Origin of the sequence: Streptomyces sp. SID4985 (assembly GCF_009863025.1) — a bacterium.
Lineage (GTDB): Bacteria > Actinomycetota > Actinomycetes > Streptomycetales > Streptomycetaceae > Streptomyces.
Genome location: NZ_WWIR01000258.1, coordinates 1 through 2,412, shown reverse-complemented (window position 1 = coordinate 2,412; position 2,412 = coordinate 1). Strand labels below are relative to the sequence as shown.

2 protein-coding genes are annotated in these 2,412 nt (G+C 72.7%); both read left to right on the top strand.

The window, feature by feature from the left end; genetic code table 11:
- Positions 1 to 1,413: glycoside hydrolase family 92 protein (locus tag GTW40_RS10495; RefSeq protein WP_161179894.1), on the top strand; the 1,413-nt coding region annotated here is incomplete at its 5' end.
- A 145-nt stretch (positions 1,414 to 1,558) separates the two neighbouring features.
- A partial coding sequence (locus GTW40_RS10490; RefSeq protein ID WP_272918998.1) for a wax ester/triacylglycerol synthase domain-containing protein occupies positions 1,559 to 2,412 on the top strand: 854 nt, incomplete at its 3' end.

The following is a 2,412-nucleotide window of genomic DNA, read 5'->3' as shown; positions in this document are numbered from 1 at the left end:
GACACCCTGCGCCGCACCTTCTACTCCTCGCTCTACCGCTCGTTCCTCGCGCCGAACATCGGCAGCGACGCCGACGGCCGTTACACCGGCTGGGACCAGAAGCCCCACCATGCCAAGGGCTTCACCTACTACCAGAACTGGTCCCTCTGGGACACCTACCGCACCCAGGCCCAGCTCCTCGCCCTGCTCGCCCCGCGCGAGGCCCGCGACATGGCGCGCTCGGTGGTGCGGATCGACGAGGACGGCGGCTGGCTGCCCAAGTGGGGCTACGGCACGGTCGAGACGAACATCATGACCGGCGACCCGGTCACCCCGTTCCTCACCACCGCCTACCACATGGGCCTGCTGAAGGGCTTCGAGGAGCGGGCCTACCGGGCGCTGCGGAAGAACGCCGACGGGGTGCCCCCGGCCGCCTATCCGGGCGTCGGCCGCGAGGCCAACAAGGAGTATCTGGCGCGGGGGTTCGCGCCGTACGTCAAGGGGCGCCCCTACGCGAAGATGGGCGACTCCGACTACCACTTCGGCGCCTCCGCGACCCTGGAGTACGCCCTCTCTGACGCCATGCTGGCCCAGATGGCGCGCGGTCTCGGCCACCCGGCGGACGCGGCCCGCTACGCCGCCCGCGCCCGCAACTACCGCAACGTCTTCGACCCGTCGACCGGCTTCTTCCGCGCCCGCGACGCCTCCGGCGCCTTCACCGGACCGGCCGACCCGGCCCGGGGGACCGGCTTCCACGAGGGCACGGCGTGGCAGTACCAGTGGCTCGTACCGCAGGACCTGCCCGGAATGATCGACCTGATCGGCGGCCCGGCGGCGGCCGGGAAACGCCTGGACTCCTTCTTCGCCTACGACCGGCTCCTCGCCGACCCCGAGGGCACCGCCCGCCGGGTGTGGGTGCACGGCGATCCGTACGACTACTACAACGCCACCACGTACAACCCGCAGAACGAGACCGACCTGATCGCCCCCTACACCTATCTCTCCACCGGGCAGCCCTGGAAGACCACCGACGTGGTGCACGCCGCGCTGACCCTCTTCACCGACACCCCGACCGGCATGACCGGCAACGACGACCTCGGCACGATGTCCGCCTGGATGGTGCTCTCCTCGATCGGGATCTTCCCGGTCCAGCCCGGCTACGACACCTGGGGACTGTCCACCCCCGTCTTCGACCGGGTCGATCTCACTCTGGACCGCCGCTACTGGCCGACGGGCGCGCTGACCGTCACCGCGCCGGGCACCTCGGCCGCTGCCCGGTACATCCAGGGCGTGCGCGCGGACGGCACCGCGCACGGGCGGACCTGGCTGACGACGGACGCCCTGCGATCCCTGCGCACGCTGGCGTTCACGGTCGGCCCGCGCCCGTCCGAGTGGGGCACGACGCCAGGGGCCGCGCCCCCGGTGCTGAGGTGACCTCAGGGTCTGAGGAGTCCCGCCCCGTCCCCGACGGCGAGACTTTATCTGCTGTTAACTGAGCGTAACGTGATCGCACTTGACCGTAATCGGGGTTCGGGGATTGACTGCACACAACCACCCGTCGACGACGCGAGGCACGCCCTTGACTTCCGACCTGCTCGCTCCCCTCGACCTCGCCTTCTGGAACATGGAGTCCGACCGGCACCCGATGCACCTGGGCGCCCTCGGGATCTTCGCCACGCACTCGCCGACCGCGGGCGCGCACGCGGCCGACCTGCTCGCCGCGCGCGCCGCCGCCGTTCCCGGGCTGCGGATGCGCATCCGCGACGTGTGGCAGCCCCTCGCCTTCGGCGGCGCCACCCGCGAGGAGGTCCCGGACTTCGACCCCCTCGACCATGTACGGCTGCACGCGCCGACCGCCGACTTCCACGCCATGGCCGGACGGCTCATGCAGCGCCCGCTCGGGCGCGGCCGGCCGCCCTGGGAGGCGCATGTGCTGCCCGGCGAGGACGGCGTGTCCTTCGCCGTGCTGTTCAAGTTCCACCACGCCCTCGCCGACGGTCTGCGCGCCCTGAAGCTCGCGGCCGGTCTCCTCGACCCCGTCGAGCTGCCCGAGCGCGCCCCGCGTGCCGCCGAGCCGTCGCGCGGACTGCTCTCCGAGGTGCGCGCGCTGCCCGGCCGCGTCCCCGGGCTGGTCAAGGACACCCTCTCCGACGTGGGCCGGGCCCTGGACATCGGTGCCTCGCTGGCCCGCTCCACCCTCGGGATGCGGCCCACCCCCGCGCTGACCTCCGCGCCCAGCGGCACCCGCCGGATCGCCGGGGCCGTCCTCGACATCGACGACGTGCACCGCATCCGCAAGACCGTCGGCGGCACCGTCAACGACGTACTGATCGCCGTGGTCGCGGGCGCCCTGCGCCGCTGGCTGGACGAGCGCGGCGACGGCAGCGAGGGCGTCGCGCCGCGCGCGCTCATCCCCGTCTCCCGGCGCCGCCC